Raw genomic sequence first — 22,052 nt, 5'->3', positions numbered from 1 at the left:
ATGCTGCTAAAAAAGGAATGAGAAGACATGGCCAGACCAAGAAGCGACGAGAGGCGGAACGCGATCATGACTGCGGCGACACGCATCATTGCATCGGAGGGACTGGGCGCAGCGACGGCGGCCATCGCCAAGGAGGCGGGTGTCTCCAATGGCTCCCTCTTCACCTACTTCGAGACCAAAAGCGACCTGTTCAATCAGCTTTATCTGGAACTGAAGACCGAGATAGCAACTGCATCCCTGGCGGGCGTTCCAGAGCAGGATGAGCTACGCAAACGGACCTTCCTCGTGTGGTCGAACTGGATGAACTGGGCGACAGCCAACCCTGAAAAGCGCCGTGCGTTGGCACAACTCGCCGTTTCCGACGAAATTGCACCGGCCACTCGTCATGCAGCGCACAAGGCAATGGCAGGGATCGTCGAGCTGATGGAGCAACTGCGCGCCCATGGCGCGATGCGTAATGTTCCAATGGACTTCGCCGCGTCAATCATGAATTCAATAGCGGAAGCAACAATGGATTTCATGATCCATGACGCGGCCAATGCGAAAAAACATTGCAAGGTCGGGTTCGACGCCTTCTGGCGTGCGGTTGGTTGATTTTTTTCCAAATAATGACTGACTAGACAGCCATGAAAGCGGAGAGCGCGGTGCCAAAGACTCTACTCGCGGACAATCCAATGGATCACAACGCCTATGTCGTTACCGGCCCGACCTCTGGCATAGGTCGTCGCACGGCATTCGAACTGGCGAAGCACGGCACGGTCGTTCTGGTCGGCCGTGATCGAAGAAAGCTTGAGGAACTGCAGAGAAGTATCGAGCGACAGGGCCGACGCGCGGTGTCGGTCGTGTGCGACCTGTCGGACATGATCAGCGTGCGGCGTGCAGCAGCGGAAATCATCGCGCTTCATCTCCCGATTACCGGACTCCTTAATAACGCAGGCATCATGCAGATGCGTCCCACCAGAAATGCGCTGGGATGGGACATGTCGTTCGCGACGAACCATCTTGGCCCGTTTGCGCTGACAGAGGCGCTCGCGCCAAGTCTTCCCAACGGTGCAAATGTCGTTTTTGTCGTCTCCGCCGTTGAAGATCCCGAACGCAGACCGGCCGTTGCTGCGGGCTTTCGGGGTGGTCGCTATGTCACCGCAGAGGCGAGCGCGCGAGGTGAATGGAAACCCGACGGTGCCAAACGGCCGGGCTTCGATGCCTACGCAACATCCAAACAAGCCATCCTTGCTGCAGCAATGGCATTCGCCCGTGAGACTCCGCGGCTGCGCTTCAGTGCCATCGAGCCGGGCCTGAATCCAACCACCGGTCTAGGGGGAAGCGATGTCGGCACCTTCGTCCGCCTTTTGCAGAGATTTGTCATCCCGCTCCTTGTGCCGCTGCTCATGCCCTTCTTCAAGATTCTGAGCACACCAAAGCGAGCCGCGCACGTGATCACCAAAATCCTGGTCAGTACATCCAGCCAGAGCGGCGTCTACTACGACGAAGGTGGCCGTCCGATGCTCGGCTCCACAGTTGTGCGAGACCCGAATTTCCAGGATCGCGTTGTTGCCGAGACACGCGCATTACTGGCCACAAGTGGATGACTTTCCCCTAACTTTGGAGAACTGTCGTATGGCGCGTGTTCTGGTCACCGGAGGCACGGGTTTTTTGGGTGCCCGTTGTTTGATTCATCTGCTGGCGGCGGGCCATGAAACGCGCGCCACTATCCGCGATCTGGGGCGCGAAAGCGATGTGCGCGCCATGTTACGTCAAGGCGGAGCCGGTGAAGTCGGCGAGCGCCTCAGCCTGTTTCGCGCCGATCTGAATGCCGATGCAGGCTGGACTGAAGCAGTAGCCGGTTGCGACTACGTGCTCCATGTCGCCTCGCCCTTTCCGAGCACGGTACCCAAGGATGAAAACGAACTGATCGCGCCAGCCCGCGATGGCGCGCTGCGCGTATTGCGTGCGGCACGCGATGCTGGCGTCAAGCGCGTAGTGCTGACCTCTTCCTTTGCAGCGATAGGATATGGCGCAAAGGACCGGGCCACCGCGTTCACGGAAAAGGATTGGACAAATCTTGCCGATCCGAGCGTTCAGCCCTACCAGAAGTCGAAGACGATCGCCGAGCAGGCAGCCTGGGATTTCATTGCGCGGGAAGGCGGAGGCCTGGAACTGACCGTGATTAATCCAGTCGGAATTTTGGGGCCCGTGCTGGGGCCGGACTACTCGACCTCGGTCCTGCTCGTGAAGCGTCTGCTCGACGGCTCCGTGCCGGGTTGCCCCGATCTCTGGTTCGGCGTTGTCGACGTACGTGACGTTGCCGATTTACACCTTAAGGCCATGACCGATCCGGCCGCGCGCGGCGAACGGTTTCTCGCCACGAGTGAGGATTTCGTGAGTCTTCGGCAGGTCGCCTACTTTCTCAAGGATGGCGTCGGCCATGAAGTCCGTAACGTGACGACCCGCTCCGTGCCTAGCTGGCTGATGCGCGTGGTCGGGCGGTTCGATGCTGAAGTCAAAGGCGTGTTGCCGGAGCTTGGCAAACACAAGAACGCATCCAATGAGAAGGCTCGTCGCGTGCTGGGCTGGACGCCGGCCAGTCCGAAGGAGGCGGTTTTGGCCACAGCGCGGAGCCTGTTAGAGCTTGGTCTGCTGAAAGCATACGGACGCCGCACCTCCCAGCCCAGGTGAAAAAGTGTGCAAGTTCGCCAAACATACGTGCCGGTTCGCCAGTCAGAACCTGGCGCCTGGGGATCGTTGCTTGTGCGGCGATCCGATCACCCGGGTTCTGTGTACTGGACGAAGGCGAGGCTCAGCGTCCATCCTGTTTCGGGAGCTGAAACCGGCGGAATGACCGCAAGAACAACGACGCCAAAACAATGGCCGTGCCTCAGGTGGTTTCGCGTTCAACGATGCCAAAACCGACGTCGGTCACATTGGTCTTCTGGATGCCGGCCAGCCGGTCCAGCAGGCATCGTGCGGCGGTGAGTCCGATCCGGGTGCCATCCACACGCACAGTGGTCAATTGCGGCGTGGTTTCCGTCGAAAATTCGAGGTCGCCGAAACCGCAGATCGCCAACTGCGACGGCACGCTCAGACCCAGGCGTTTGGCCGCGCCCAGCGCGCCGACCGCAAGCAAATCGGAGCCGCAGAAAACCGCATCGAGATACGGCGCCTGTTCAATCAGGCGAGGCAAGGCGGTTTTGCCGACGGCCACCGAACTCGGCGGCGACACGAGCACTTCAGCGATCTTGCGGATGCCCGCCTGCGCCAGCCGCTCGCGAAAGCCGTCGCGGCGTGCGAGCGCGCGATCGTCATTCGCCGACACGAGGCCTGGCACCCGCACGTTTCGTAGCAGAAAGTGCTCGGCCACCGCGACCCCGATCTGATAGTGCGAAAAACCGACCAGCATGTCGATCGGTGTCTCGGTCATATCCCACGTTTCGATGATCGGAATGCCAACGTTGCTCAACCGTTCCCGCAAAGAGTCGGTGTGAGCGACCCCGGTCAGCAGCACACCTTCCGGCCGCCGGCTCAGCACCGCGTCGAGCAATGCTTCCTCGCTCGAATCGCTGTAGCCGCTCAGTGCGAGCAGCACCTGGTAACCCGCGCGCGACATCGTCTCGCTGAAAACCTGGATCGTCTCCGAAAACAGCGAGTGAGCGATGGTCGGCACGATCGCCGCGATCAACCGGGAGCGCGACGAAGACAGGCCGCCCGCGAGACGATTGGGCACATAGCCGAGCTTCTGCACGACCTGCCGCACGCGCTCGAGCGTTTCCGGCGCCACCGTCTCGGGACTATTGAAAACACGCGACACCGTAATCGGTGCGACGCCGGCCTGCGCGGCGACATCGGTAATGCGCAATCCCTTGGGACCGCCGCGTGAGCGTTTGGCTGGCGCCGCCGCGGCCGGAACATCGGGACTGGCAGCGACGATCGGCTTGTGATTCGGCATAGGTCCTGACTGGAGGTAATGTATCGCGTCTATTGTAGACCGCGACAGTCACGCACCGCGCATTCAGGATTGTTCGAGCCGGCCGTCCTTCAGACGCCAAAGTTGCAGCGGATTGTCGTCCTGCAGAGCGGCAGGCAACAGTGCCTGCGGCAAATCCTGATAGCAGACCGGCCGCAGGAAACGCTCCAACGCCGTTGCACCGACCGAAGTCATGCGGCTGTCCGACGTTGCCGGGAACGGTCCACCATGCACCATGGCATGGCACACCTCGACACCTGTCGGATAACCATTTGCAAGCACGCGGCCAGCCTTGCGCTCCAGCACCGGCAACAGCGCACGGGCCAGCGCGATGTCGCCGGCATCCTCCGCGTCGAGATGCAGCGAGGCCGTCAACTGCCCTTCGAGCACAGCGGCCACCTGCAGCAGTTGGGTTTCGTCCACGCAGCGAATCACGGTCGACGCCGGTCCGAACACTTCGTCGCCCAGCACGCGGTTCGCGAGGAAGGTATCGGCCTCTGCGACGAACAGCGCCGCGCGTGCCTGCGACGGGCCGGTTTCGTCCATACCGTGCGCCACTGCGCGCACGCCGGGTTCATTGGACAACCTCGCAACGGCACGCCGATAGGAGTCTTGAATGCCTGCCGTCAACATGGTCTGCGCTGCCTTCTGCCGCAATGCAGTCCCCGCGCTTTCGATAAATGCATCGAGCTGTGGACCGGCTATCGCCAACACGAGCCCTGGATTCGTGCAGAACTGTCCAGCGCCGAGCACCAGCGAATCGACGAAGCCATCCGCGATGCTCTGGCCACGCCTTTGCAATGCCGCAGGCAGCAGAAAACATGGATTGATACTGCTCATCTCGGCGAAAACCGGAATCGGCTCAAGCCGCGCAGCGGCTATGCGCATCAGGGCGAGTCCGCCCTGGCGCGAGCCGGTAAAACCAACTGCCCTGATTGCCGGATGTGCGACCAGCGCCCCGCCAATCGATGGGCCGTCGCCCGCGATCATCGAAAACGTGCCGTCCGGCAAGCCGCATTTCTCGACCGCCTGCTGAATCACCCGCCCGACGAATTCCGATGTACCGGGGTGCGCGGGATGCGCCTTCACGACCACCGGGCAACCCGCGGCGAACGCCGACGCGGTATCGCCGCCCGCCACCGAGAACGCGAGCGGAAAGTTGCTCGCGCCGAACACGGCGACCGGACCTACCGGGATCTTTTGCATCCTCAGATCGGAACGCGGCAGCGGCTTACGCGCGGGCTGCGCGGAGTCGAGCGTCGCGCCTAGCCAGCGGCCCTCGCGCACGATCTGAGCAAAGAGCCTCAGTTGGCCGACCGTCCGGGCGCGCTCGCCTTCGAGACGTGCTTTCGGCAAGCCACTTTCCAGGTGCGCCCGCTCGATCAGCAGATCCTTCAGTTCGACGATACCATCGGCGATCGTCTCGAGAAACGCCGCCCGTTTATCGAGCGAAGTATGCCGGAATGGCTCGAACGCGGCCTGCGCCAGCGCGCACGCCCGCTCCACGAGCGCGGCGTCCCCAGCCCCGAACACCGGCGCCGGAATTTCAGCCCCGGTTGCGGGATTCGCCGCCAACATTGGAGAGCCGCCGCCACGAACCACGGACTGGCCGATCAGCATATCGCCGGTAATCTGCATGTGAACTCCTGAGTGGATATCCGGCAACGTTCGCCGGATACCGGGTTGGTGAGAAGGTGCGCGTCCGTGTCCCTGCACGCTCTCAAGGAAACGCCGGGCCGCCCCAAGTTTCCCGCCCCGTCAGGAAGTCCCCCGCCCCGAAGGAAGTCCCCTTGGGGGATTGGGGGATTGGGGGATTGCCCCCCTCGGGGGGCCTGACGCGCAAGCGACAGGTTTGGGGGCGCTCAGAAGCGTTGGCGCAAACCGAAACGCACCGCCGTCTGACTGTTTCCCTTCGACGCCGTCAGACCGTCGATCGAAGCGACCGCAGCATGATTGGTGGAATCGGTGCCCGACGCGCGCTGGTAGACGCCGATCACGTACACGTCAGTCCGTTTGCTAAGCGCATAATCGGCGCTCAGCGTTCCCTGGTTGTAGGTTGCTCCACCATTTACTCCGGTCGACGAACTGACGCTGTTGCCTCTCATGTAGTCGTACGCAGCCGTTACCGTGAAAGCGGGCGTAATCCGGTACTGGAGGTTGATTTCGCCGTTGTTGAAACGCGCGGCGCCCGTATAGCGCGACGGATTGGGACCGGACTCGGCGGTGTCGCCGAGTCCAAGGAACTGGATGTTCGACCAGGTCGCGCCGAGCGTCGCCGCGCCAAAGCGGTACGCTGCGCCCGCGCCGATCACCTGGTAAGTACGTGCCGATGTGAAGCCGCTATAAACCGGTGACGATACGTTCGCACTCCCAACGGAAGGTGTGCCGATCGTGCTATTGCCGAAGAAACTCACATTCGGATTTCTCACGTTCAGATACCCGACGCCAAAGGCCAGCGCACCACCCTGGTAGCCCGCGCCGAGCGACCAGACCTGGTTGCGGCCGGTGTCGCCGGGCACACCGCCGAGGCTGTAGAGTCCGCCAAAGTGCACGCCGTCATAGTTAGCGCTTTCGTATTTGATCGCGTTGTTGGTACGGTAGGCATTGTTGAAGTTGTCGATGTCGCCGGGGTGCGAGGCGATGTAGCCGCCGCCCAGGCCGCGATCGGCGAACAGGCCTGGATAATCGACAACCTCGTCGTACTGACGGCCAAGCGTTACCGAACCAAACCGTTCGTTCGACAGGCCAACGAACGCGCGGCGGCCGAAAAGAAGCCCGCCCTGCTGGGCCGACCCATTTGTCGCGTCGAAACCGTTTTCGAGCGTGAAGATGGTCGCCCACCCACCACCCAGGTCCTCCGTGCCGCGAAAACCCCAGCGACTGCCTTGCAACACGCCACCCGACATGCCCCAGACGTGCCCGCCCCCCGCGTTGCTCGTGTAGCCTAGGCTCTCATCTATCACGCCGTAGAGCGTGACGGAACTTTGCGCGTGCGCGAGAAACGGCATGGCGCCCAACGCGCCCAGCGTGATCAAACGGTTATATTTCAACTCTTGGTCTCCTTGCTGTGGATTGAAACGCAACCGCCTTCCGGCCGACTCCAACGAGGCGACCTTCTTCGGCTGCTTTATGGTAACGCTATCATTTCGGACACGGCGTGATGCCCGCAAATTCGATGAACGGCTATTCGGTCACCGGCCTGCCGTTTTCGGCGGCCGGCTTGGGTTCGTCCGATCTGCCATAACCGCGCAGGACCCACACCGTAATTGCAGCGAAGACCAGCAGACACGCCGCCGGGATGAACATCGGCGCCTTCACGCTGCCCGTGGTCTGATGGACCCAGGGCACGAGATTTTGCGCGATGAAGCCGCCGATATTCCCAAGCGAATTGATCGCCGCAATGCCGGCCGCAGCGCGCGCGCCGAACAGGAACTTCGGCGGCAACGTCCAGAAACAGGGGATCAGCAGATACATGCACGGCGCGCCGAAACAGAGCGCGGCGAACCGCAGCGTGTTGGTCGGCAGGAACACGGCACTCAGGAAACAGACAACGCCGAGCAACGCAGCAATCAACATCGCGGCGACCACGCGGTTGCCGGCTTTGAGCTTTGCCGGCAGCCACGCCAGCACGATCGTCGCCATCAGCCATGGAATGATGTTCAGCAGGCCGTTGGTCGTGTTGCTGACGCCGAAGCCCTTCACCAGGGTCGGCAGCCAGTAGCTCACGCCGTAGACGGAAATCGACAGCATCATGTAGTACAGCGCCATGCCGATCACGCGCGGCTCCGTCAGCACGCTCAGCAGCGAAGCATGGGCGGCGGTGACGGACTTGATCTGTGCACGCTCCGCATCGAGCGTGGCGTTGAGCCACGCTTTCTCGTCGGCGGACAGGAACTTCGCCTGCTTCGGCGATGCGGGCAGCAGGAACAACACCACGAACGTCAGCAGAACCGACGGCAGGCCGGTGACGATGAACACGAGCTGCCAGCCATGCAAACCCGCGAGGCCACTCTTGTCGAGCAGCCAGCCGCAGATTGGCGCGCCGACCATGTTGCCCAGACTGCTGCCGACCGTGAAATACCCGAGCATATGCACCCGATGCCGGGCCGGAAACCACAGCGTCAGGTAATAGATCACGCCGGGATACAAACCGGCTTCCGAGGCGCCGAGCAGGAAACGCAGGATGTAGAACATGGTCGCGTTCCGCGTGAAGGCGAGCAGCAGCGTGACAATGCCCCACGTGAACATGATGCGCGCCATCCAGCGCGGCGCGCCGTATTTATGCAGAAGCACATTGCTCGGTACTTCGAAGACCAGGTAGCCGACAAAGAACAGCGACGCGCCGAGCCCATACGCCACTTCCGAGAGTCCGAGGCTGCCGAGCATCTGCAACTTCGCGAAACTGATATTGGAGCGGTCGATGTAGGCGACCAGATACAGCAGCCCCAATAGCGGCATCAAACGAAGTGCAAGGCGGTTGATCAAACGCGATTCGCCGATCGCCGGTGTCGTGACAGTCACGGTGTCTCCTGTGCTCGCGCGGTGTGCGCGAACCTTTGTTCTATGATGAATCGAAGCGGCTTTAGCGCCTTATTGTTTTTGTGTTCGCCACTGCGCATACGCCGCCAGCGTTTCCTCGTTCGGCGGATAGGTGCCGCGCAACGGCCGGCCTTCTTCGATACGCTGCGTAATGAACGCTTCGAGCTGTTCCTGCTCGGCGGCATCGCGGGCCACATCTTCGGCCATTTCACGCGGCACGATCACAACACCGTCCACATCGGCAACGACGATATCGCCCGGATACACCGGCACGCCACCGCATGCAATAGGCACATCCATATCGACGGCATGGTGCTTCGCGAGATTGAGCGGTGCGCTTGCGCCCGTACACCACAGCGGCAGGCCCAGTTCTGCAATCGTACCGCTGTCGCGCACCGGCCCGTCCGATACCATGCCGGCGACGCCTCGCTTCGCAAGACGCAGCGCCAGAATCGATCCGACCGACGCGACCGACCGGTCACCACGGCAGTCCTGCACGAGCACGCTGCCAGGCGGCGCGCTTTCGACAGCCTTGCGCTGCGGATGATCGGGGTCCTGAAACACACCGACGTGATCGAGGTCCTCGCGCGCCGGAATATTGCGCAGCGTGAACGCCGGACCGACCAGATTCGGCTGGCCGGGAGCAGGCTTCACGAGCGGCGCGACCCCTTGCAGAAACACGTTGCGCAGGCCGCGCTTGAAGAGTTGCGTGGTCAACGTCGCCGTGCTGACGTACCGCAGTTGTTCGAGTGTGGCTTCGCTGACGGTGATATCGGATGAAGTCATGAAAGGCTCTGGATGAATTAGTGGATCTCGGGCTCGCTGCGCTTCGCGCTCGGCGTGTCGCGGATGGCCTGCTCCGTCTGCCCGGATTGCACGGGTTGCGGCTCCGCGCCTGCGTTCACCGGCTCCTCGAGGAAGTCGAAGTCGCAGCCCTTGTTCGCCTGCGTCACGTGCAATTGATGCATCACGCCGAAGCCGCGTTGGAACGGAGGCTTGGGCGGTTGCCACGCTGCCTTGCGCGCGGCGAGTTCGACGTCGCTGACCTCGAGATGCAGGCGGCGAGCGGCGACGTTCAGTTCGATCATGTCGCCGTCCTTCACCAGGGCGAGCGGTCCGCCGACGAACGACTCCGGCGCCACATGCAGCACGCACGCGCCGTAGCTGGTCCCGCTCATGCGCGCGTCGGAAATGCGCAGCATGTCGCGCACGCCCTGCTTCAGGAGCTTCTGCGGAATCGGCAACTGGCCCCACTCCGGCATGCCGGGCGCGCCGACCGGACCGGCATGCTGCAGCACGATCACCGAATCGGCCGTGACCTCGAGTTCTTCCGTATCGATGCGAGCCGCCATGTCCGCGTAGTCCTTGAACACGACTGCCGGGCCGCGGTGCTTCAGTAGATGCGCTTCCATCGCGGCCGGCTTGATGACTGCGCCGTCCGGTGCGAGATTGCCGGCCAGAACTGCAAGACCGTCACTCGCGACGAGCGGATTGTTGCGCCTGCGGATCACGTCGTCGTCATGGATCTGCGCCCCAGCGATGTTTTCGCCAAGCGTCGAGCCATTGACCGTCATCTGCGAGCCGTCGATCAACTCGCCAAGTTCGACCAGCAGCGCGCGCAAGCCGCCTGCGTAGAAAAAATCTTCCATCAGATACTGGCCGGACGGACGCAGATTGCCGAGCACGGGCGTGATGCGGGCCAGTTCGTCGAAGCGCGCTGTCGTTAGATCAATGCCGGCACGGCGCGCTACGGCAACGAGGTGGACGATAGCGTTGGTCGAACCGGACATGGCCAGCACGGTGGTGACGGCGTTATCGAAGGATTTGGCGGTCAGGATGTCCGACGGCTTCTGATCGGTCCACACCATCTCGACGATGCGCTGGCCGGTCAGCGACGCGAACTGCGCATGCCGCGAGTCGACGGCAGGAATCGAGGAGAAGCCGGGCAGCGTCAAGCCGAGCGCTTCCGCGGCGCTGGTCATCGTCGACGCGGTGCCCATCGTCATGCAGTGGCCGGGCGAACGGGCTATGCCGCTCTCGATGCCCTTCCACTCATCTTCCGTGATCTTGCCGGCGCGTAGTTCGGCCCAGTACTTCCACGTGTCCGAACCGCTGCCGAGGGTGCGACCGTTCCAGTTGCCGCGCAGCATCGGTCCCGCGGGCAGAAAGATCGACGGCAGGTTCATGCTGATCGCCCCCATCAGCAGGCCGGGCGTGGTCTTGTCGCAGCCGCCCATCAGCACACAGCCGTCGAAGGGGTAGGACTTCAGCAATTCCTCGGTTTCCATCGCGAGAAAGTTGCGATAAAGCATCGTCGTCGGCTTCTGGAACGGTTCGGCGAGCGTCATCACCGGCATTTCGACCGGAAAGCCGCCCGCCTGCCAGATACCGCGCTTCACTTCTTCGACGCGCTGCTTGAAGTGCGTATGGCAGGAATTGATCTCGCTCCACGTGTTGACCACCGCGATTACCGGCTTGCCCATGTAATCCGATGCGTGGTAACCCATCTGCGCGGTTCGCGAACGATGACCGAACGAGCGAAGGTCGTTCACACCGTACCAGCGATGGCTGCGAAGCTCCTCAGGCGTCTTGCGGTTTGTCTTCAATCTGGACCTCTATGGTAGCGCTATCATGCCAATCCCAACCACAGCGGCCGGACTGCAATGAACATGCGGCAATGGTATCGCTACCATTACTGCATGTCAGCAAGGGATTTCCCTGATCAACAGCCAGAATGGACATTCACTTCGATTGGGCTGCCTCGCTGCTTGGCTCAAAGCGCCTTGATAGCCACTCAATCGATCAGCCAGCGGCCGACATCGACTTCTCCATCCTCGACCGACTCAGCGTCTGAAGCGGGAAAACCCCTAGCTATCGTGCCTTGTGGACCAATCGAGGCAACGTTATTATCGGCCTTATAATTGGTAACGATACCATATTCGCCTCGGTCCGGACCTTACCTGGTCAGTGGTTCCTCAATAAACCAACCATTCAACCAAGGAAATAGAGAAGCGCTATTTAATGAGCAGTTTGAGAAAAACACTTGTTCTGGCGGCGGCGATTCGCGCCTTGTTAGTTGGCGCTATTGCGCCGGCGCTTGCGAAGACCTTTTTCTACGTATCCAACGCAGTCGTTATAACGTCATGGCGCATTTCGCGCGCCGACTAATGAGTCAACTATGCTGAATCTATCCATTCGCGGGCGTTTATGCATTGCCATCGCTTTTCTGGTCGCGCTGATGGTCGTCCTTGGTCTGCTCGGGCAATTCGGAATGAGCAAAGCGGTCGACAGTCTGAACGAGGTCTATAGCAATCAGCTCGCAAGCGCCTTAGCCATCAGCCAGGCCGAATCCAATGTGCTGCAAATTCGCACGACCCTTGACCGGGCGGCAGCGACTTTGGCAGCAAATCCATCTGACAAGCCGGGCGTAGAGGCCGTCATTGCCAGAGCCGGCGAATTCCGCGCCAACACAGACGCCGCATGGGCGAAGTACACCGCCCTACCCAGCAGTCCCGACGAACTCCGGCTAGCCGCGGCGGTCTCCGCAAACCGCCAAACCCTATATACGAAAATCGACACGCTCAGCGCAGCAATCAGGGCCGGCGCAAGCCCAACGGACATACTCGCCGCAGCAACCGTCGTCGGCAACGCATACAGTCCCTATCGACAAAGTGACGACAAATTAAAGGCCTTTCAGACGGAGCAATCGGCGAAACTGTACAACGACGCCTACAACCGCTACGTGACGATTCGTGCCGTGATCTACGCAGCCATTGTGATTGCTGCAGTCGCTGGCTTGCTGACGGTGCGCAATCTGCTGCGAGCGATCACCTTGCCGCTCGACGCCGCGCTTGAACACTTTTCGGAAATGGCGCAAGGAGATCTGCGGCGCCCTGTGCAAGTCACCTCGAACGACGAGATGGGCACCCTATTGCGCGCCCTTGCCGAAATGAAGCAAACATTGGGGACCACCGTCGCCACCGTGCGCAACGCGGCGGAAGGCATCGCGACTGCCGCGAGTCAGATTGCGGCCGGCAACCTCGATCTGTCGTCGCGCACCGAAGAGCAAGCAGCAGCGCTCGAACAAACCGCAGCCAGCATGGCGGAACTGACCGAAACGGTAAAGCAAAACGCCGAAAGCGCCGTGGTCGCGAATAACCTCGCTCTGACGGCACACCATAATTCGGCCGCGGGAAGCATGGCGGTAGAACAGGTGAGCAGCACCATGCAGGCGATCGATACCAGCTCCGGCAAAGTCGCGGAAATTATCTCGATCATCGAGGGGATCGCATTTCAGACCAACATTCTGGCGTTGAACGCGGCGGTTGAAGCAGCGCGTGCCGGCGAAGAGGGTCGTGGTTTCGCGGTCGTCGCCGGCGAAGTTCGTACGCTGGCACAACGTTCGTCCGCAGCGGCCAAAGAGATCAAGGCCTTGATCGATGCTTCCGTCGAGCGCACGCATGCCGGTAACCGTCTGGTTGGCGAAACCAGCGACAAGATGCGGGAGATTTCGGACAGCGTGTCGCGGGTCACGAAAATCATGGAAGAAATCGCAAGCGCGTCAAAAGAGCAGAGCAAAGGTATCGATCAAGTCGCTCAAGCCGTGACGCAGATGGACGAAGTTACCCAGCAGAACGCCGCGCTGGTCGAGGAAGCGGCTGCCGCGGCTCAATCGATGGAGGCGCAAACCCAAACGCTTCGGGAAACCGTCGCGATATTTAAATTGTAAATAAAGGCGGTGCGCAACACGCTCGATCGTCGCGCGTAGCGCCGACCCGCTCAGGGGCCTCTGATTCCCGGACCCAACGGCGCGCCGCTCAAGCCGGTCACCGGCCAGAGTGTCGAAGCGAGCATCAAAATTCGGATGGGCATAACCCGTTGCAATGACTGGCCTTTACATCGGTTGAACATGGGTCGGCGGCGAATTTCTTTGAAAGCAGCGCGGTCTAATATAGTTGCATTCACATCGGCTCCAGCCTGTCGGCGGCCAGCCCATGCGCCACACAGCCGAACCCGGAGGTCCCATCATGCAGATCGCGAAAATCGTCATCGGAATAGCCGCCCTCGTCGGCGTAACCGCGGCCCAGGCCGACGGATTCGTCATCACGAGATCCATGTCGAACGGGCGTGAATTGCGCCTCGTCGAACACGCTGCCGAATGCGATGGCGGCCCAGGCGCGTTCATTTACAGGAAAGGTAAGCAGATTGATCAGACCTGTAACGTCATCCTTACCGCGACGGGCGCGACTGTGAGGCTGACGCCGTTCGAACCGCGCATATTCTTCCCGCGCGACACCCTGTACCCTAATTCGAATTCGTAAGCGGGAGCCTCGGGAATCGCTACTCGAAGTGCTTGTTGATAGCCCGATGACGAGCCAAGTGCGGACGCCATGGCGCTTCCTACTCGATTGCTCGATGTCGAAGACAGCGTGTAAAACGCCACGAGCCAATACCTTGAGGCCTTACCGCTCGACCGCCAGCTTGAACTGACCGACTGCCTGCGCCAGCTTTTCCGCCTGCTCGCTCAGCATCGCAGCGGCCGCTGCGGATTGTTCGACGAGCGCGGCATTCTGCTGCGTCGTGTGATCGAGCTGCGCCAACGCCTGATTCACCTGACCGAGCCCGGTGCTCTGTTCGGACGCGGCCACGGTGACTTCGCCGATGACGCCCGTGATGCCACGCACGCTTGCGACAATTTCCCCCATTGTCACCCCAGCGGTATCCACGAGGCCGGAGCCCGCCTCGATTTGCTGAACCGACGACTGGATCAGCTCCTTGATTTCTTTGGCTGCCTGCGCGCTGCGCTGGGCCAGCGCCCGGACTTCAGCCGCCACCACCGCGAAACCGCGGCCATGCTCGCTCGCGCGCGCAGCCTCGACCGCCGCATTGAGCGCAAGGATATTGGTCTGGAACGCGATGCCGTCGATCACGCCAATAATGTTCGCAATCTTGGCCGACGCCTGCGTGATGTCGTTCATCGTCGAGACGACTTCGTTCACGACCTTGCCGCCCTGCAACGCCACGCTCGATGCCGACTCGGCAAGCTCGCTCACCTTCCTGACCGCATCGGCCGAATTGCGTGCGGTGCCGGCGATCTCCTCGACTGCCGCCGCCGTCTCCTGCAGGCTCGAGGCCGCGTGCTCGGTCCGGCTCGACAGATCCTGGTTGCCCTGCGCGATTTCAGCGCTCGCGATGCTGACCGACGCACTGCTTTCCCGAATCTGCAACAAGATCGCATTGACCTTCTGGGCAAACAGGTTGAATGCGTGAGCGATCTGCGACGCTTCATCCTCACCGGTGACCGGCAAACGCGTCGACAGATCGCCGCTGCCGCTGGCCACGTCGGTCAGCGCGTCGCGCACCAGCAAAATGCGTTTGAACGTCACGCCCGTCAACGTGCCGACGACGGCCGCCGCAATCAGCGCAACCACGACGATCGCGATCAACGACGTCGTCGCCATCGCGTGTGTGCCGGCGGTCACATCCGACTGGTCGAGTGCGAGGACGAGGCTCCATGCGGTGCCGGCAACCGGGTGAGCGCGCAGCAGCTTGGTCACGCCGTCTATCGTCACCGGAACCGGCGCCGCCGCATCCTGTAGCGAAGCCAGCTTGTCGCGCGTCAGCGTGGGCGCGAGCTCGGTTGCCGGCTTCATCAAAAGTTGGGTCCTGGCAAGAGCGAGCAGATTGCCTTCCTTGTCGACAAGGAAGGCAAAACTCGCGGGTGTCGGGTGAATACCGGACACAATGTTGCTCACGCCCTCGAGCAGCACGCCGGCGGAAATCGCACCCTTGAAGCTGCCGTTGCGCATGACAGGCGCCACGAACGAGAAGGTCGGCTTGCCGGTCCCCGCATCGAGATAGGCATTCGTCACCAGCGCATGGCCCGTCGCCGACGCCTGCCTGTACCAGGGCCGCCCCGTGGGGTCATAGCCGCCAGGCAGGTGCACCGACGAATAGGCGCTCTTGTCGGGCAGACCGAGTGTGACGGCAATGAAGTCCCCCGAACCGGAAATGAGCTTCAGCATGGGCAATGGATCGCCGTCGCCAAGGGGAATCGAGTCGGAGAGCGTCTGGACCTGCTTCGTCCGGGTGGCGATCCACTCGTCGATGGCGAGCGCCTGGCCGGCTAAAACCGCCTTCTGATTCTCGTCGATCATCTGATCGTTGTGCCGCTGCGCCACGTAGTAGAGCAGCCCGCCGGTAACGGCCAGCGCAGTGACGACAATGGCGACACACGTGACGAGGATGCGTGCGCGAATCGATACAAGCATGATGAATTCCCAACGATTGTTGGCCGGCGCACAGGCCGCGCTCAGCGTACTGCCTTGCGCGAAATCGCGGCCACGCCGGCCAGATCAATCCATGCGCACTCCAGCAAACTCAAATCAGAAGAAATGGCGCAAGCCGATGGTCCCGACGAACTGGGAGGGTCCCGAAGAAGGTGTGCCGTTCTGCGAATCGCCGACAACCGCCACCGCGTTGACAATCGAAGTCCCGTTGGACGCGAGTGCTTCCCCGCTGGCGCGCTGATAGGCCTCGAGGAAGTAGATGCAGGTCCGCTTGGAGAGCGCATAAGTCTGCTCGAGCGAGACCTGGTTATAACGCGCCGTATCCGAAATGCCGTTCGATTCGCTCGCCCGCGTATAGCTATACCCGGCGGCCACCGTGATCGCTCGGGTCGCCTGATAGGTTGCGATCGCGCCGTAGGTGTTGAACACGGCCGTCTGCTTGAAAGCCGAGCCCGCGCCCGGTCGATACAACACATTCGAATAATTCAACCCGACCATCAAGCCGCCGAACGTGTACTGGGCCGCCGCTGCAACCATCTGGTTGGTTTCGGCGCTCGCGTACGCGGCGTTGACCGGGGAGTTGTCGGCCACCGTGCCCAGCGCATTGCTGGAGGAGAGATTGCTCAGCCGAACGTAGCCGACCGCGGCCCTGAAACTGCCCATCTCGTAACGCAGCGCCGCGCTTAGCGTATTGCCTTGCGTGAAATTGCCTGCGACGCCACCCAGACCGTACTGCACGCTACCCTGCAAGCCGCGGATCACGGGCGACGCGTAGGTTAGCGAATTATTGAACCGCAAGGTGGTGTCGAGCGCGTCGAGGTCGCCCGGATGCGCACCGGTTGCACCCGTCAGGTAACCCGTCGGACCAAGCGCACCGACGAAATTGAAGTACGGCGTGTATTGGCGACCCACTGTCAACGTGCCGTATTGCTGATCGCTCAATCCTACGTATGCCTGGCGGTTGAATTCATAGCCTGACGAACTGGCGGCGCCGGTCAACGAGTTATAACCGGCTTCGAGCCGGAAGATCGTTTTTAGACCGCCACCGAGGTCTTCCGAACCGAGAAAGCCAAACTTGCTCGCGTTCAGACTGCCCTGGCTCAGGTAAATATTATGACTGCCCTTTTGATTGCTGACGTAGGTAATCCCGTTATCGATAGCACCATACAAGGTCACGCTACTCTGGGCATGCGCGGCTAACGGCAAGCCAGACGCGACGGCTGCACAAAGTCCCGTCACCGCTCCCCGGTAAAGCGCTACTTGCTTGATACTCATCTCGTCATCTCCTGTTGAAAGTCATTAATATTTCGTTAAACCAACTATTCTCTCTATTGCGAGTGCGCCAGCCACAACTAAAAATCCCAGGCCGCCACTCCCGCAAATCCGCACACGGTTCCCAGGCCGGTCGATTCGAGAAAATACGCACTCAGCACGCTGACGAGGACAGCAGTCATCTGGTGCGCAAAGCCATCAATGCAGAACAACGCGACATGCGCCGATCGGGCAACGCAAAATTGTCGGTCATCGTATCTCGTAACTTAAAATTAGGCAAAGCTCAGCTAGTCGGTGTTTACCCACCTCTTAGCTTTCAGGAACTTGCCATGTAAGGATACTCTGCATGGCATGTAGGGATATGCCCGTTATCGTATAAGGATGGAGACCCTGCCCGAAGGACACGGGCGAGCAACTCGCTTGTTATGCGTCGTCGTACAACAAGAACTACGAACATCTTCGGACTCGCCAACCGCATAGTTGTGCTGCGGCGCGGCGAAGTGGCCGGCGAGCAGTGGACCCGCAAACCAACGGCGATGAAATCGTGCACCTGATGGTCGGCGATACCTGCGTGAGCCCCGAATAAGCAGGACATCAGGAGAGGCCTATCCATCGCCCCCCCTGGATCTTCACAACCCGTTGGAATAACTGGATTTTTGCAGTCCGTTCGACGTACGCTTGCAAGCTCGTGCCAATCCGCTAAACAAACGCATCTCCATATGAAGAAGGTTTCAACGCCGGAACGCCGAACCAGTCTGATTGGCACGCTATCTTTCATGCTGGCGGCCGGCGCCGGCGCCGCCGCCTTCGTTCCGGTGTCCGCGTTCGCGCAAGCTCAAGGCGCGAGCGTCGCACCACAAACCGCTTCGCAGTCGACAGAGCCAGCAGGTGAATCCATGGTGAAGGTATTTGCGCCGAGCGGAACGCTGCGCGCTTCCATCAATCTCGGCAATCCGGTGCTGGCAAGCATCGATCCGGCGACCGGCAAGCCGGTCGGCGTTTCGGTCGATCTCGCCACCGAACTCGCCAGCCGTCTCGGCGTACCGTTGCAACTGGTCACGGCAAAGTCAGCGGGCGCATCCGTGGACAATCTGAATCAGGACAAGGCCGATATCGGTTTCTTCGCCGTCGATCCGAAGCGCGGACAGGAAATCAGTTTCACGAAACCGTACGTGTTGATCGAAGGCTTTTACCTGGTGCGCGACACCTCGCCGATCACCACCAACGATCAGGTCGATCAACCGGGAGTAACCGTCGCAGTCGGCAAGGACAGCGCCTACGATCTGTTTCTCACGCGCGAATTGCATCACGCGACGATTGTGCGGATTCCGACCTCGCCCGCTGTGGTGCGAAGTTTTCTGGATCAGCATCTGGACGTCGCAGCAGGCGTCAAGCAACAGCTCGAAACAGATGCCGCCAAGGCGGGCGGATTGCGGATCCTCGGTCAGCGTTTCATGGTGATCCGCCAGGCGATGGGTGTGCCGAAGACAAGGGGCGATGAAGCCGCCGCGTATCTGTCCGGGTTTGTCGAAGACATGAAAGCGTCCGGCTTTGTCGCGGCGTCTCTCGCGCGTCACAACATCACGGGCGCAGCCGTAGCCAGGGACACTGACTAGCAGTTCCCTTGGCGTTTCGTTGCCTGGGCGAGAAGGCCTGTTACGACCGTGACGGCGCCGCCGCCAGCGCCGCCTGAGCCCGCTGCAGCCACTCGCGGTTGTGTTCCCGTGCATGACGCGGCCAGTGCTTCGCATCCTGCGCGATATCCGCGTACAGGCTGATGGCGCGCTGGCGATCCGCCGCGTCGCCTTGCTTGACCAACCAGTCGGCAAACAGACAGCGCGGCGCGGCATCGCTCGCACAGGCGAGCGACTGCTCGAAGGCCGCCCGTGTGTCGGGGGCATCGAGCGCAGCAAGGGTCCGCGCATAGAGCAACGCCGGCTCTGGCTGCTGGCGCGCCTGCGGGTTCGCGTCGAACAGCCGCGCGAGACTAGCCTGCGCCGCGGCATGCTGACCGACCTCGAACTGCACCTTTGCCAGGCCTAGCAGCAACGCAGGATCAGTCGCAAACGGTCCATTTGCGGCCGCCTGATAATGCTCCAGCGCTTCTCCGGCCTGCCCCGCTTCCAGCAATGCCGCGCCCAGCCGCATCCGATGCTCGACCGTAGGCGCGCGGTCAAAGTTGACGCGCGCCTCGCGCACTGCCCGATTGGGGTCGACCAGTTGCGAAATCGCACGCGTGGCGGCCCGGCCGCCGCGCGACTCGCGCAGGCTCGGCAAGTAGATCGCGAACAGATAGACCACGCTGCCGAGCAACGGGAAGGCGAACAGCAGCAACAGCCAGTACATATTCTGGTGCGTACGCACCACATGCACGGCAAAAAACAGCGCTACGATGACGTGAAGACCGATTCCAAAAAATGACATGTTTTCGACTTGAGACCAAGGTGAAGCGATAAACGACCGCGCCGGACGGCAAAGGCGCAACCACGATGGGCGCGCAGCGTGCCGGCGGCCCGCAACGGATCGCAATCCGTTGAATTGCTGCATTGCAGATGCCACAGTCTACCTAAGACGGAGTCGCGCCGCCCCTACACCACCCCGCCAAACGGCCTATCCCGTTCGCCGTAACGACGCGGACCCGCCGGTGGCGTAAAATACGCGCTTTACCGAACTTCTCGCCAACATGACGCTCGCCTCCACTCTTGAGATCATCGCCGAACTGAAAGCCGGCCGGATGGTGATACTCGTCGATGAAGAAGACCGCGAAAACGAGGGCGACCTCGTCATCGCCGCAGAATTCGTCACGCCGGAAGCGATCAACTTCATGGCCCGCTACGGCCGCGGCCTCGTCTGCCTGACGCTCACGCAGGAACGCTGCAAGCTGCTGAACCTGCCGCTCATGACGTATCGCAACGGCACCCAGTACGGCACAGCGTTCACCGTCAGTATCGAGGCGGCTGAAGGCGTCACCACGGGCATTTCGGCGGCCGACCGGGCCCGCACGATCCTCGCCGCCGTCGCGCATGACGCACGGCCCGAGCATATCGTCCAGCCCGGTCACGTGTTTCCGATCATGGCGCAGCCCGGCGGCGTACTGGTGCGAGCCGGCCACACCGAGGCCGGCTGCGATTTCACGGCGCTGGCGGGCCTGACGCCCGCGGCGGTGATCTGCGAGGTCATCAAGGACGACGGCACGATGGCGCGCCTGCCGGACCTGCTGGAGTTCGCGGAGGAACACAACCTGAAAATCGGCACGATTGCCGACCTGATTCACTACCGCAGCCGCACGGAATCGATCGTCGAGCGCATCTGCGAGCGCACCATGCAGACGGCGCACGGCCCATTCCGCGCGGTGATGTACCTCGACCAGCCAAGCGGCCAGCCGCATATCGCGCTGGTGCGCGGCAAGCCCACCCCCGAGCAGGAAACGCCGGTGCGGGTCCATGAACCGCTCTCGGTACTGGATCTGCTCGAAGTCGGCGCATCGACCCACTCGTGGACGCTGGATGCCGCGATGAAAGAGATCGCGCAACGCGACCTCGGCGTGGTCGTGCTGCTCAATTGCGGCGACTCGAAAGAGCACCTGATCGACGTCTTCAAGGCGTTCGATTCGAAGGACAAGGCCGACGCGCTCAAACGCCGCCCGGTCGATTTCAAGACCTACGGCATCGGCGCGCAGATCCTGCGCGAACTGGGTGTCGGCAAGATGCAGGTGCTGTCGAACCCGCGCAAGCTGGGCAGCATGTCGGGCTACGGTCTCGAAGTCACGGGCTTCGTGCCGATGCCGGGCTGCCCCTCCCAAACGCCGCAAACGCCCTGACCGGCACCAGCAACCGCAACGCTGATCCGACCATTCACGCGCATTAGCGCTTACTGAAACAACCCTACGGACTCACTATGGAAATCGGACAATACCAACCGAACCTCGACGGCGACGGCCTGCGTATCGGCATCGTCCAGGCGCGCTTTAACGAGCCCGTCTGTAACGGCCTCGCGGATTCGTGCATCGAAGAACTCGAACGCCTCGGCGTCACCGGCGAAGACGTGCTGCTGGTCACCGTGCCAGGCGCGCTGGAAATCCCGCTGGCGCTGCAAAAGCTCGCGGAAAGCGCCCAGTTCGACGCCCTGATCGCGCTCGGCGCAGTGATCCGCGGTGAGACCTACCACTTCGAACTGGTGTCGAACGAAAGCGGCGCGGGCATCACCCGCATCGGTCTCGACTTCGGCATTCCGGTCGCCAACGCCGTGTTGACCACGGAAACCGATGAGCAAGCCGTCGCACGCATGACCGAAAAGGGTCGTGACGCCGCACGCGTGGCCGTCGAAATGGCGAACCTCGCCGTCGCGCTCGAACAACTCGGCGGCGACGATGACGACGAAGAAGAAGACGAGGACGATGAAGAGGCACAGGCATGAAGAGCGCTCGCCGACGTTCCCGTGAACTGGCCACGCAGGGGCTGTATCAGTGGCTGCTGTCGGGCGCGCCCGGCGGCGAGATCGACGCGCAGTTGCGCGGCGCGCAAGGCTTCGATAAGGCGGACCACGAGCATCTGGACGCGCTGCTGCATGGCGTGATCCGCGACTCGGAAGCGCTGTCAGCCGAACTCACGCCGTGTCTGGACCGCCCGATCGACCAGCTCTCGCCGGTCGAACGCGCGGTGCTGCTCGTCGCAGCATATGAGCTGAAGAATCACGTCGACATTCCGTATCGCGTCGTCATCAACGAAGCTGTCGAGCTCGCCAAGACATTCGGTGGCGCAGACGGCTACAAGTACGTCAATGGCGTGCTGGACAAGCTGGCGGCGCAACTGCGCCTTGCCGAAACGCAAGCGGCTCGCAAGCAATAAGCCGCCGCATGCGGGCCTGCCTCGGCGGGGTGAGTGTGCAGGCAAACTCCGGTTTGCCGCGCGCTATTCCGGCAGGCGGGGTCGCGTCGCGCAGCCATGCACCGCGCTAGGCTGAGGCGCAGACGCGCATAGCATGCCGCCACG

The 22,052-nt window shown here is 61.7% G+C and carries 19 protein-coding genes; 10 read left to right on the top strand and 9 right to left on the bottom strand.

Annotated features, from left to right (window positions below; all coding sequences use genetic code 11):
- Positions 1–66 precede the first annotated feature (66 nt).
- The 3 genes from AC1ECK_RS31625 to AC1ECK_RS31615 all read left to right on the top strand — a co-directional run bounded on the left by AC1ECK_RS31625 (position 67) and on the right by AC1ECK_RS31615 (position 2,676).
- On the top strand, positions 67–594 hold the full coding sequence (locus AC1ECK_RS31625) for a TetR/AcrR family transcriptional regulator (protein ID WP_480326365.1): 528 nt from the start codon (positions 67–69) through the stop codon (positions 592–594).
- An 80-nt stretch (positions 595–674) separates the two neighbouring features.
- On the top strand, positions 675–1,589 hold the full coding sequence (locus AC1ECK_RS31620; protein ID WP_480326363.1) for an SDR family NAD(P)-dependent oxidoreductase: 915 nt from the start codon (positions 675–677) through the stop codon (positions 1,587–1,589).
- A 28-nt stretch (positions 1,590–1,617) separates the two neighbouring features.
- A complete protein-coding gene (locus AC1ECK_RS31615; RefSeq protein ID WP_480326361.1) occupies positions 1,618–2,676 on the top strand; it encodes an SDR family oxidoreductase in 1,059 nt (352 codons plus the stop codon).
- Positions 2,677–2,875: 199 nt separating this feature from the next.
- Here AC1ECK_RS31615 and AC1ECK_RS31610 read toward each other — a convergent pair whose 3' ends face one another.
- From AC1ECK_RS31610 to araD, 6 genes are all read right to left on the bottom strand, one after another.
- Entirely contained in the window at positions 2,876–3,943 is a 1,068-nt protein-coding gene (locus AC1ECK_RS31610) for a LacI family DNA-binding transcriptional regulator (protein ID WP_480326359.1), read from the bottom strand.
- A 63-nt stretch (positions 3,944–4,006) separates the two neighbouring features.
- Positions 4,007–5,599: an aldehyde dehydrogenase (NADP(+)) gene (locus tag AC1ECK_RS31605; protein WP_480326357.1), complete on the bottom strand. Its 1,593-nt coding sequence runs from the start codon at positions 5,597–5,599 to the stop codon at positions 4,007–4,009.
- A 224-nt stretch (positions 5,600–5,823) separates the two neighbouring features.
- The gene (locus AC1ECK_RS31600) at positions 5,824–7,011 is read right to left on the bottom strand and encodes a porin (RefSeq protein WP_480326355.1); all 1,188 of its coding nucleotides are present in this window, start codon (positions 7,009–7,011) and stop codon (positions 5,824–5,826) included.
- Between the two features lie 133 nt (positions 7,012–7,144).
- The gene (locus AC1ECK_RS31595; RefSeq protein ID WP_480326353.1) at positions 7,145–8,482 is read right to left on the bottom strand and encodes an MFS transporter; all 1,338 of its coding nucleotides are present in this window, start codon (positions 8,480–8,482) and stop codon (positions 7,145–7,147) included.
- A gap of 69 nt (positions 8,483–8,551) precedes the next feature.
- The gene (locus AC1ECK_RS31590; protein WP_480326351.1) at positions 8,552–9,286 is read right to left on the bottom strand and encodes a ribonuclease activity regulator RraA; all 735 of its coding nucleotides are present in this window, start codon (positions 9,284–9,286) and stop codon (positions 8,552–8,554) included.
- A 17-nt stretch (positions 9,287–9,303) separates the two neighbouring features.
- A complete protein-coding gene (gene araD, locus AC1ECK_RS31585; RefSeq protein ID WP_480326349.1) occupies positions 9,304–11,106 on the bottom strand; it encodes an L-arabinonate dehydratase in 1,803 nt (600 codons plus the stop codon).
- 572 nt (positions 11,107–11,678) lie between these two features.
- On the opposite strand from araD, the gene AC1ECK_RS31580 reads away from it, so the two are divergent.
- Positions 11,679–13,229, top strand: coding sequence for a methyl-accepting chemotaxis protein (locus tag AC1ECK_RS31580; protein WP_480326347.1), 1,551 nt, complete (start codon positions 11,679–11,681; stop codon positions 13,227–13,229).
- Between the two features lie 298 nt (positions 13,230–13,527).
- Positions 13,528–13,821, top strand: a complete 294-nt coding sequence (locus tag AC1ECK_RS31575; protein ID WP_480326345.1) for a hypothetical protein — start codon at positions 13,528–13,530, stop codon at positions 13,819–13,821.
- A gap of 141 nt (positions 13,822–13,962) precedes the next feature.
- Here the strand turns inward: AC1ECK_RS31575 and AC1ECK_RS31570 are convergent, their stop codons facing one another.
- On the bottom strand, positions 13,963–15,771 hold the full coding sequence (locus AC1ECK_RS31570; protein WP_480326343.1) for a methyl-accepting chemotaxis protein: 1,809 nt from the start codon (positions 15,769–15,771) through the stop codon (positions 13,963–13,965).
- 114 nt (positions 15,772–15,885) lie between these two features.
- Entirely contained in the window at positions 15,886–17,064 is a 1,179-nt protein-coding gene (locus AC1ECK_RS31565; RefSeq protein ID WP_480326342.1) for a porin, read from the bottom strand.
- A gap of 14 nt (positions 17,065–17,078) precedes the next feature.
- Between AC1ECK_RS31565 and AC1ECK_RS31560 the strand changes: the two genes are divergently transcribed.
- Together AC1ECK_RS31560 and AC1ECK_RS31555 are read left to right on the top strand one after the other, a co-directional pair.
- The gene (locus AC1ECK_RS31560; RefSeq protein WP_480326341.1) at positions 17,079–17,396 is read left to right on the top strand and encodes a hypothetical protein; all 318 of its coding nucleotides are present in this window, start codon (positions 17,079–17,081) and stop codon (positions 17,394–17,396) included.
- Positions 17,397–17,957: 561 nt separating this feature from the next.
- Entirely contained in the window at positions 17,958–18,677 is a 720-nt protein-coding gene (locus AC1ECK_RS31555) for an ABC transporter substrate-binding protein (RefSeq protein ID WP_480326413.1), read from the top strand.
- A gap of 40 nt (positions 18,678–18,717) precedes the next feature.
- Here the strand turns inward: AC1ECK_RS31555 and AC1ECK_RS31550 are convergent, their stop codons facing one another.
- Entirely contained in the window at positions 18,718–19,485 is a 768-nt protein-coding gene (locus tag AC1ECK_RS31550) for a tetratricopeptide repeat protein (protein ID WP_480326339.1), read from the bottom strand.
- Between the two features lie 259 nt (positions 19,486–19,744).
- Here AC1ECK_RS31550 and ribBA point away from each other — a divergent pair, with 259 nt between their 5' ends.
- From ribBA to nusB, 3 genes are all read left to right on the top strand, one after another.
- Entirely contained in the window at positions 19,745–20,881 is a 1,137-nt protein-coding gene (gene ribBA / locus AC1ECK_RS31545; protein ID WP_480326337.1) for a bifunctional 3,4-dihydroxy-2-butanone-4-phosphate synthase/GTP cyclohydrolase II, read from the top strand.
- A 77-nt stretch (positions 20,882–20,958) separates the two neighbouring features.
- Positions 20,959–21,477: a 6,7-dimethyl-8-ribityllumazine synthase gene (gene ribH / locus AC1ECK_RS31540; protein WP_480326335.1), complete on the top strand. Its 519-nt coding sequence runs from the start codon at positions 20,959–20,961 to the stop codon at positions 21,475–21,477.
- Positions 21,474–21,908 (top strand): transcription antitermination factor NusB, encoded by a 435-nt coding sequence (gene nusB / locus AC1ECK_RS31535; protein ID WP_480326333.1) that lies wholly within the window; start codon positions 21,474–21,476, stop codon positions 21,906–21,908. Before ribH ends, nusB begins: the two co-directional genes overlap by 4 nt.
- The last annotated feature ends 144 nt before the right edge of the window (positions 21,909–22,052 follow it).

It is taken from the genome of Paraburkholderia sp. SSBN10T (assembly GCF_056619545.1).
Note: the sequence above shows the minus strand (reverse complement) of the source record. Positions and strands in the feature narration are given on the sequence as shown.

What these genes read in the sequence shown, in the direction of transcription:
- AC1ECK_RS31550 (WP_480326339.1), bottom strand. Translation starts at nt 19,485, where the DNA reads ATGTCATTTTTTGGAATCGGTCTTCACGTCATCGTAGCGCTGTTTTTT.
- AC1ECK_RS31570 (WP_480326343.1), bottom strand. Translation starts at nt 15,771, where the DNA reads ATGCTTGTATCGATTCGCGCACGCATCCTCGTCACGTGTGTCGCCATT.
- AC1ECK_RS31580 (WP_480326347.1), top strand. Translation starts at nt 11,679, where the DNA reads ATGCTGAATCTATCCATTCGCGGGCGTTTATGCATTGCCATCGCTTTT.
- AC1ECK_RS31610 (WP_480326359.1), bottom strand. Translation starts at nt 3,943, where the DNA reads ATGCCGAATCACAAGCCGATCGTCGCTGCCAGTCCCGATGTTCCGGCC.
- AC1ECK_RS31555 (WP_480326413.1), top strand. Translation starts at nt 17,958, where the DNA reads ATGGTGAAGGTATTTGCGCCGAGCGGAACGCTGCGCGCTTCCATCAAT.
- AC1ECK_RS31590 (WP_480326351.1), bottom strand. Translation starts at nt 9,286, where the DNA reads ATGACTTCATCCGATATCACCGTCAGCGAAGCCACACTCGAACAACTG.
- AC1ECK_RS31565 (WP_480326342.1), bottom strand. Translation starts at nt 17,064, where the DNA reads ATGAGTATCAAGCAAGTAGCGCTTTACCGGGGAGCGGTGACGGGACTT.
- AC1ECK_RS31625 (WP_480326365.1), top strand. Translation starts at nt 67, where the DNA reads ATGACTGCGGCGACACGCATCATTGCATCGGAGGGACTGGGCGCAGCG.
- AC1ECK_RS31620 (WP_480326363.1), top strand. Translation starts at nt 675, where the DNA reads ATGGATCACAACGCCTATGTCGTTACCGGCCCGACCTCTGGCATAGGT.
- ribH (WP_480326335.1), top strand. Translation starts at nt 20,959, where the DNA reads ATGGAAATCGGACAATACCAACCGAACCTCGACGGCGACGGCCTGCGT.
- nusB (WP_480326333.1), top strand. Translation starts at nt 21,474, where the DNA reads ATGAAGAGCGCTCGCCGACGTTCCCGTGAACTGGCCACGCAGGGGCTG.
- ribBA (WP_480326337.1), top strand. Translation starts at nt 19,745, where the DNA reads ATGACGCTCGCCTCCACTCTTGAGATCATCGCCGAACTGAAAGCCGGC.
- AC1ECK_RS31615 (WP_480326361.1), top strand. Translation starts at nt 1,618, where the DNA reads ATGGCGCGTGTTCTGGTCACCGGAGGCACGGGTTTTTTGGGTGCCCGT.
- AC1ECK_RS31575 (WP_480326345.1), top strand. Translation starts at nt 13,528, where the DNA reads ATGCAGATCGCGAAAATCGTCATCGGAATAGCCGCCCTCGTCGGCGTA.
- AC1ECK_RS31605 (WP_480326357.1), bottom strand. Translation starts at nt 5,599, where the DNA reads ATGCAGATTACCGGCGATATGCTGATCGGCCAGTCCGTGGTTCGTGGC.